At 74.9% G+C, this 6,994-nt stretch carries 9 protein-coding genes; 5 read left to right on the top strand and 4 right to left on the bottom strand.

What is annotated here, in order from left to right; genetic code table 11:
* From fdhD to VGR37_14585, 5 genes are all read left to right on the top strand, one after another.
* Positions 1-788, top strand: a 788-nt coding sequence (fdhD, locus tag VGR37_14605; protein HEV2148632.1) for a formate dehydrogenase accessory sulfurtransferase FdhD, incomplete at its 5' end; no start/stop codon positions are given.
* A 2-nt stretch (positions 789-790) separates the two neighbouring features.
* The gene (locus tag VGR37_14600) at positions 791-1,504 is read left to right on the top strand and encodes a hypothetical protein (GenBank protein HEV2148631.1); all 714 of its coding nucleotides are present in this window, start codon (positions 791-793) and stop codon (positions 1,502-1,504) included.
* A 305-nt stretch (positions 1,505-1,809) separates the two neighbouring features.
* Complete coding sequence (locus VGR37_14595) at positions 1,810-2,079, top strand: hypothetical protein (protein HEV2148630.1); 270 nt, start codon at positions 1,810-1,812, stop codon at positions 2,077-2,079.
* A gap of 6 nt (positions 2,080-2,085) precedes the next feature.
* Entirely contained in the window at positions 2,086-3,066 is a 981-nt protein-coding gene (locus VGR37_14590) for a M23 family metallopeptidase (GenBank protein HEV2148629.1), read from the top strand.
* A 115-nt stretch (positions 3,067-3,181) separates the two neighbouring features.
* Entirely contained in the window at positions 3,182-3,598 is a 417-nt protein-coding gene (locus tag VGR37_14585; GenBank protein HEV2148628.1) for a hypothetical protein, read from the top strand.
* A gap of 282 nt (positions 3,599-3,880) precedes the next feature.
* Here the strand turns inward: VGR37_14585 and VGR37_14580 are convergent, their stop codons facing one another.
* The 4 genes from VGR37_14580 to VGR37_14565 form a co-directional block, all read right to left on the bottom strand.
* The gene (locus VGR37_14580) at positions 3,881-4,282 is read right to left on the bottom strand and encodes a DUF3568 family protein (protein HEV2148627.1); all 402 of its coding nucleotides are present in this window, start codon (positions 4,280-4,282) and stop codon (positions 3,881-3,883) included.
* A 46-nt stretch (positions 4,283-4,328) separates the two neighbouring features.
* On the bottom strand, positions 4,329-4,991 hold the full coding sequence (locus tag VGR37_14575; GenBank protein ID HEV2148626.1) for a hypothetical protein: 663 nt from the start codon (positions 4,989-4,991) through the stop codon (positions 4,329-4,331).
* A gap of 224 nt (positions 4,992-5,215) precedes the next feature.
* Positions 5,216-6,007: a DUF5715 family protein gene (locus VGR37_14570; protein ID HEV2148625.1), complete on the bottom strand. Its 792-nt coding sequence runs from the start codon at positions 6,005-6,007 to the stop codon at positions 5,216-5,218.
* Positions 6,008-6,198: 191 nt separating this feature from the next.
* Positions 6,199-6,994: lytic transglycosylase domain-containing protein (locus VGR37_14565; GenBank protein ID HEV2148624.1), on the bottom strand; the 796-nt coding region annotated here is incomplete at its 5' end.

The raw sequence follows: 6,994 nt of genomic DNA, 5'->3' as shown, positions 1-6,994 counted from the left end.
CCACCGAGGAGCCGCTGGAGATCCGGCTCGGCCGCCCTGGCGAGCCGGCGCAGCGCGTCTCCGTCACCATGCGGACCCCGGGGGCCGACTTCGAGCTGGCCGCGGGGTTCCTGTTCACGGAGGGCGTGGTGCGCGGCCCGGCGGACGTGGCCGCCATCCGCTACTGCGTGGACGTGGAGCTGGACGGTCCCCAGGAATACAACGTCGTCAGCGTCGGTCTCGCCCCCGGCGCCTCGTTCGACCCGGACTCCCTCCGCCGGAACTTCTACACCACGTCGAGCTGCGGCGTTTGCGGCAAGGCCTCCATCGAGGCCGTCCGCGGCGACGGCTGCGCGCCGGTCGGCCCCGGCCCCGCCGTGTCCGCCGCGACGCTCCTCGCCCTCCCCGCGAAGCTGCGCGAGGCGCAGGCGGTGTTCGAGCGCACCGGCGGGCTGCACGCGGCGGCGCTCTTCACCCCGGCGGGCGAGCTGCTGCGCGCCCGGGAGGACGTGGGCCGGCACAACGCCATGGACAAGCTGGTGGGCGCCGGGCTCCTCGCCGGGGAACTTCCCTACGCCGACCGGGTGCTACTGGTGAGCGGGCGCCTCAGCTTCGAGCTGGTGCAGAAGGCGGCGCGCGCGGGGGTGGCGGTCCTCGCCGGGGTGTCCGCCCCGTCCAGCCTGGCCGTGGAGCTGGCGGACGAGGCGGGCATGACCCTGGTGGGATTCCTGCGGGAGAACCGCTTCAACGTGTACGCCAGGGGGGAGCGGATCCTCACCCCCGCGGCATCCGACCACGCAGAGGGGTGACCATGACGGCCATGTCCGGGTGGGTGGGGGCGGGGGCGGTGATCCTGGCCGCGGCGTGCGTGTCGCCGCAGCCGCAGGGCGGGCCCGCGGACAGCGCGTCCGTGGCGCAGCAGCCTGTGGCGGCCCCGCGCGACTCGGTCCTCCGGCCGCCGCCGGAGCCCATGGACCGGCGTCCCTGGGTGCCCAACACCGACTCCCTGCGCATCACCGCCGACACCGCGCGCCCGGCGCCGCAGCCGTCCGCCCCGCCGCGGCAGGCGCAGGCGCCGACGGCCCGCCCCGGCGAGTGGACCGCGGGAACGGTGTCGGTGCGGCGCGAGGGGATGCGCCCGGCGACGCTCCGGACGGTGCGGACCGGGAGGCACGCGGGGTTCGACCGGGTGGTGTTCGAGTTCGGGGGGGACAGGGTTCCCGGGTACCACCTGGAGTACGTGGACAGCCCGGTGCGGAAGTGCGGCTCCGGCGACGCCACGCAGGTGGCGGGGCAGGGGTGGCTGCAGGTGCGCACCACCCCCGCCCGCGCGCACACGGAGGCCGGGCAGGCGACCGTGACCCACCGGGAGTGGAAGCTCGGCATGCCGGCGCTCAAGGAGCTGGAGCTGACCTGCGACTTCGAGGCGGACGTGACCTGGGTGCTGGGGGTCGGCTCCCCGAGCCGCTACCGGGTGCAGGAGCTGTCCAACCCCGCGCGGCTGGTGGTGGACGTGCGCCACTGAGGTTTTTGGTTTGAACAGGCTGGTTCGGGCGTGTCCCCCGCGGGCGCGGGGGCCGGGCTGCGGCGCCGTAGGACACGATACGACCGTGTCCAACGGAGGCGAGCCCCGGAAACAGCCCCGGGTCTCGCCCCTGACGGGCTCGCATCCCTCACGCAACTGCCTTCCGCAGGGCGCCTGGCCTCTCCGGTCGGGCGCCCTTTCTCCTGTCCGCGGGTTCGCGAAACGCGCGTGGCGGCGTCCACGTAGGGGGGAGGAGCGGCGCCGTCGGCGCCCGCCGTGAACCCCGCGCCACCGGAGGCCCGCGAATGCCGTGTCTCGCCGTCGTCCTCGCACTCCTCGTCCCCCGCGGCCTGATCCTCGGGCTCTGGCTCCTGACCGACTGGTTCCGGGGGATGTTCGACACGCCCCTCTGGCCGGTCCTCGGCTTCCTGTTCCTGCCGACGACGCTGCTCTGGTATTCCGCCGTGCAGCACTGGTTCGGCGGCGAGTGGGGGCCGGCCGCCATTGTCGGACTGGTGGTCGCCCTCCTGATCGACGTCTCGCCGGGCGGCGGGCGCCGCCGCCGCGCCCGCTGAGGCGCCGTGCGGATCGACCGCGCCGCGCGCGCTCTCTGGCTCCTCGGCCTCGTCGGCCTGCTCCCCGCGTTCACCGGGGCGCCCGCGTTCCTGCGCGTCTTCCTGCTCTTCTTGGTCGCGCCGCTCGTCGTGGACGCGGCCCGGTGGATCCGCAGACGCCGGGCGCAGCGGGAGGAGCCACCCGGAGAGGCGGCCGGCGTCCACCCCGATCTCCCGCTCCCAGAGCCGGCGCGGCGCTACGGGGCCTCCGGGCTGGTCCTGCGCGCCGAGTTCTCGACCGCGCTCGGGTGTCTCAACCCGCTCCAGCTCGCGCAGGTCGTTCGCCAGGTGCGTGGCGAGGGCGCCGCACGCCAGCGCGTGGTCTCCGATCCGGCCGCGTACCGGCAGGAGACGGAGTACACCCTCCCCTTCGAGGGGGAGTGGCTGGTGATGAACGGCGGCGTGACCCCGGAGACCTCCCACTCCTGGGAGCTGGCCGGGCAGCGCTTCGCCTACGACTTCGTGGTGGCGGACGCGGAGGGGCGGCGGCACTCGGGCGCGGGGACGCGGGCGGAGCACTACCACGCCTACGGGCGGCCGGTGCTCGCCCCCGCCGATGGGACCGTGGTCGCCGTGCGCGACGGGGTGCGGGACGCGCCCCGGCCGGGGACGGGATGGGTGGACTGGCTCGCCGCCGACTTCCGCGGCAACTGGGTCGCCATCCGCCACGCCGGGCGCGAGCACAGCTTCCTGGCGCACCTGGTCCCCGGGAGCGTCCGCGTCCGCCCGGGCGACCCGGTCCGGCGCGGCGAGGTGGTGGGACTCTGCGGAAACTCGGGGCACTCCACCGAGCCGCACCTGCACTTCCAGGTGCAGGACGGTCCGGACTTCTTCCGCGCCGGCGGGCTCCCGGTGGCCTTCTCCGGCTGCGTCGTGGACGGAGCCCCGGCGGACGGTCCCGTGCACCTGCGCGCCGGGATGCGCGTGCGGAGCGCGCCCGGGGCGTAGCGGGGGCTATCCCCCGGAGCGAAAGGTTTGCACCTGCACCCTCCGCTCCCTAACTTGGGATCGCCCTCCCCGCGCCCAGGCGCACCCCGCTCCCGCTCCCGCCCCGGAGACCGCCATGCTCAGGAGCCTCGCCGCCATCCTCGTCGGATTCGTCCTCATCGGCGGCCTCGCCCTGGGCGCGGACGTGGTGCTGAGGGCCGCGCTTCCCGGGGCCTTCGATGCATCCGGGCGCGTGGACGACGTCCCGGTGCTCCTGCTGATGATGGGGTACGTGGGACTTTTCGCCGTCACCGGCTGCTACCTGGCCGCGCGGCTCGCGCCGGGGCGCCCCATGCTGCACGCGCTGGTGCTCGGGGTCCTGGGGCTCGCCTTCAACGTGGCCGGCACCCTCGCGATGTGGGAAACCGCGCCGGCCTGGTTCCACTTCGCTTCGCTGCTCCTGGTCATGCCGTACGCCTGGGTCGGCGGGCGGCTGCGGGAGGTGGAGCTGAAGCGCCGGGGCGCGGAGGCGGCCGCCGTGGCCGCGGCCTGATACCAAACCGGGTAGGCCGGAGAGGGTGATCGGGAGGTGGGGGGAGGCTCAGCAGGCGGTGCGTCTGTGTGAGCCCGCGCTGCACTTACCTCTCGCTCCATCGGCCGGGCGAGTGCTCTGGCGAGTCCCTTCGGGTGTCGCACCGCCCGAGGAGCCTCCCCCCGCCGACCACTCGCGATACATCCGGATTCGGTATGACCCCTCTGCCCCGCGGAGCAGCAAAGCAGCGAGGCCCGGGCAGATGCCCGGGCCTCGTCGTTTTCCGTCCCTACCCGGCTGCCGTCAGCGGCGGCTCACGATGCGGGCCAGCACGTCGCGGGCGAAGCTCCGGTCCCACTCCACCGCGCTCTTGCGTGCGTACACCTCCACGCGAGAGGTCGAGTCGGTCTCCCGCTCGATCGCCACCGTGACGTCCAGCTCGCCGCGCGTGCCCCGGAGCGAGCGCTCGGCCCCCTGGCTGTCGGAGCTCTGGCCGGTCTGGGTGATCCCCATCTCGGCGAACACCGCCTGCGTCCGCTCGTACACCTGGCCCACCGAGCCGGCCACGGTGGACGACGCCCCCCGCTGGGTCCACGCGATCGCCCCCGCGGCACCCGCACCGGCGGCGGCCGCCAGGCATGCGGGGACGGACAGCACCAGCCCCAGGAGGAGGGCCCAGCGGAGGGTCCGGCCGGAACGCTTCATCGTGCGAGTCTCCCTGTTCGGTCCATGGGCCCGCGGCCGGGCCGCCTCAGCGGAACCGGTACAGCTCGGCGCGGTCGCGGCCCGTGGGCACCACGTCCATCCGGACGTAGTCGCCGCGGCGGAGGCGGCGGAACCGCTCCCACGTCCCGCGGCTCGCGTCGCGGGGGAGCGAGACGACCACGCGCCCGCCGCGCTCGTCGCGGACCTGGATGCGGCCCTGCCCCTGGTTGATGCTCTGCACCCGCCCCTCCACGCGCTCCACGTAGCGGCGCTCGTCCCGGCCGCGGTCGCGGTCCCGCCCCCGCCCACCGCGGTCGCGCGCGCTCTCCCGCACGTACACGTGGTCGGCGTACAGGTGCCGCCCGTCGCGGCGCACCCGGATGGACACCTCGTCGCCCCGCTCCAGCGCGGAGACCCGGTAGTCCCTGCCGCGGTGCTCCACCCGCGTCCGGCCGTCGTAGTACGCCGTCACCCCGCGGCCGTCCCTCTCCCGCACGTGGATCCGCCGGTTGCGGGTGTCCACGCCGCTCACCTCGCCCCGGATCTCGTCCCGGTACGACCCGCGGCGGTCGTCCCGTCGGTCCGGATACCGGTCCGGGTAGACGACGCCCTCGAGGACGTCCTCCATGATCCCCGGTCCGCATCCGGCGCCCGTCAACAGGACCAGGGCGAGCGCCGCCCGCATCATCCCCCGAAGCCTCGTGCTCATGCGCAACTCCTTGCTGCTGGAACCACCTGGGAACGCTCCCGGGAGGGGCAACAGCGGTGCCACTCGCGGAACCGCCTGCGCCGCGATTGCAAGGTGTTGGCGTACAAGGGTTTGTGTGATTCGCGGGAATTCTCCGGGCCTCCGTCCTGTCCCCGGCGGGGGACAGAAACGCGGAGGCCCCGGGGGACGCCCGGGGCCTCGGGGGAGAGCGCGGACGGCGCCGCTCAGTCCAGGGGGATCTGCAGGACCTGGCCGGCGAGGATGCGGGAGGAGCTTATTTCGTTCTCCTTCTTGATCCGGTCCACGCTGGTTCCGTGGCGGCGGGCGATGTCCCAGAGCGTCTCCCCCCGGCGGACCTTGTGGGTGCGCGCGGAGGCCTTCGGCTGCGCGGCGGCACCGGTGCGCTTCGCCGGGGCTCCCGCCTTCGCCGACTTCGGCTGCGCGGCGGACGCGCCCCCGGCGTAGCGCAGGTACGGCTCCGGGAACACCACCACGTGGAAGTGCGGCGGGTTGCGCTCCTCGGTTGCGTCGATCACTCCCTTTCCCTCGAGGAAGAGGAGCGTCTCCCGGAGCCAGGCACCGCACCGGGCGCTGGCCGGCCTGCGGATGTCCACCGCCATCCCGGCGGGGTGCACCGACCGGTCCACGCTGTTGCTGAGGCGGAACGACTTGGGTCGCGTGGCGCTGGTCACCACCATCTTCTCGCCGCACTGGGCGCGGTACTGGGCCGCGAGGCGGGTGACGAAGGTGGCCGTGGCGGGGAGCGCGTACGGGTAGCTGACCTCGTGAAGGCGGTAGTTGGCGTCGCCCTGCAGGCGCACCAGCCGGCCGGCGCTCACCGCGGAGCGTACGCCGGAGCCGGTGGTGAAGAAGGTCAGCTCGTGGTCGTGCGCCTTGCGGTACGCCCGGTCCACGGAGGTCCGGGACCCGCGCAGCGTCTGTGCTTCTGCCACGGCCGGACCGAGCGCGAGCCCGGCGGCGAGCGGAACGAGGAGCAGGATTCGTGGAGCTGGCATGACAGCTGGTGCTGCGTTCGCGGGCTCGGAGCGGTGGGCACGGCGGGGACGCGGCGGTCCCCGCGGCGGGCGGGCGGTCCGGGTCCGGCCCTCCCGGGCCGGTGAGGCAGTGGATCGGGAAGGCCGTGGGCCAGTTTACAACCGGAGGCCGGCGAGGTCAACCGACGCCGGCCGGAGAGGGACGCCGACGGTCAGTCGCCGCCGACGAGCCCCGGGGAGCGGTCGCGGCCGTAGAGGCGGCGGTACACGGCCTCGTTGCGGAGCACCACCTGCACGTAGTGGCGGGTCTCGGCGAAGGGGATCCGCTCGCGGAAGCGGTCCACGTCCCCCCCGTACCCCAGCTCGCGCCGCCAGCGGTCCGCACGGCTCGGCCCGGCGTTGTAGGCGGCCAGCGCCAGGTCGCGCGCGCCGTCGTAGCGGCGGAGCTGGTCGCGGAGGAACCGGGCGCCCATGCGCAGGTTGACCTCCGGCACGTCCAGGTGGCTCTCCCGGAAGTCGTGGATCCCCACGCCGGGGGCGAGCCAGCGGCCGGTGGCCGGCATGATCTGCCCGAGCCCCCGCGCGCCCACCCGCGAGCGCGCCACGGGGTTGAACGACGACTCCTGCCGCACCAGCGCCGCGAGGAGCGCCGGGTCCACCCCGGCCGCGCGCGCCTCCTCCTCCAGGACGTCCTGGTAGGGAAGGGGGAAGACCACCCGCAGCAGCCGGCCGTCCCAGCGCCCGCCGCGGGCCTCCAGGAGGCGGCGCCCCAGGCGGATCGCCTCCACGGTGTGGCCGCGGTCGCGCAGCCCCTCCGCCAGGGCGAGGAGCGCCACCGGGCGTCCGTCCAGCCTGCGGAGCACGGCGTCCAGCTCCTCCTTCCACTCCCCCTCGAGCCCGGCGCTCCGCAGCAGGTCCAGGCGGGCGAGCGCCGCGGCGGCGTCCGCCGGATCGGAGGCGAGCCCAACCCAGGGCTGCGCGTTGCCCGCGGTGCGCGCCAGCGGGTCC

The organism is Longimicrobiaceae bacterium (assembly GCA_035936415.1).
Classification (GTDB): domain Bacteria; phylum Gemmatimonadota; class Gemmatimonadetes; order Longimicrobiales; family Longimicrobiaceae; genus JAFAYN01.
This window is presented reverse-complemented; position numbering and strand designations above follow the sequence as displayed.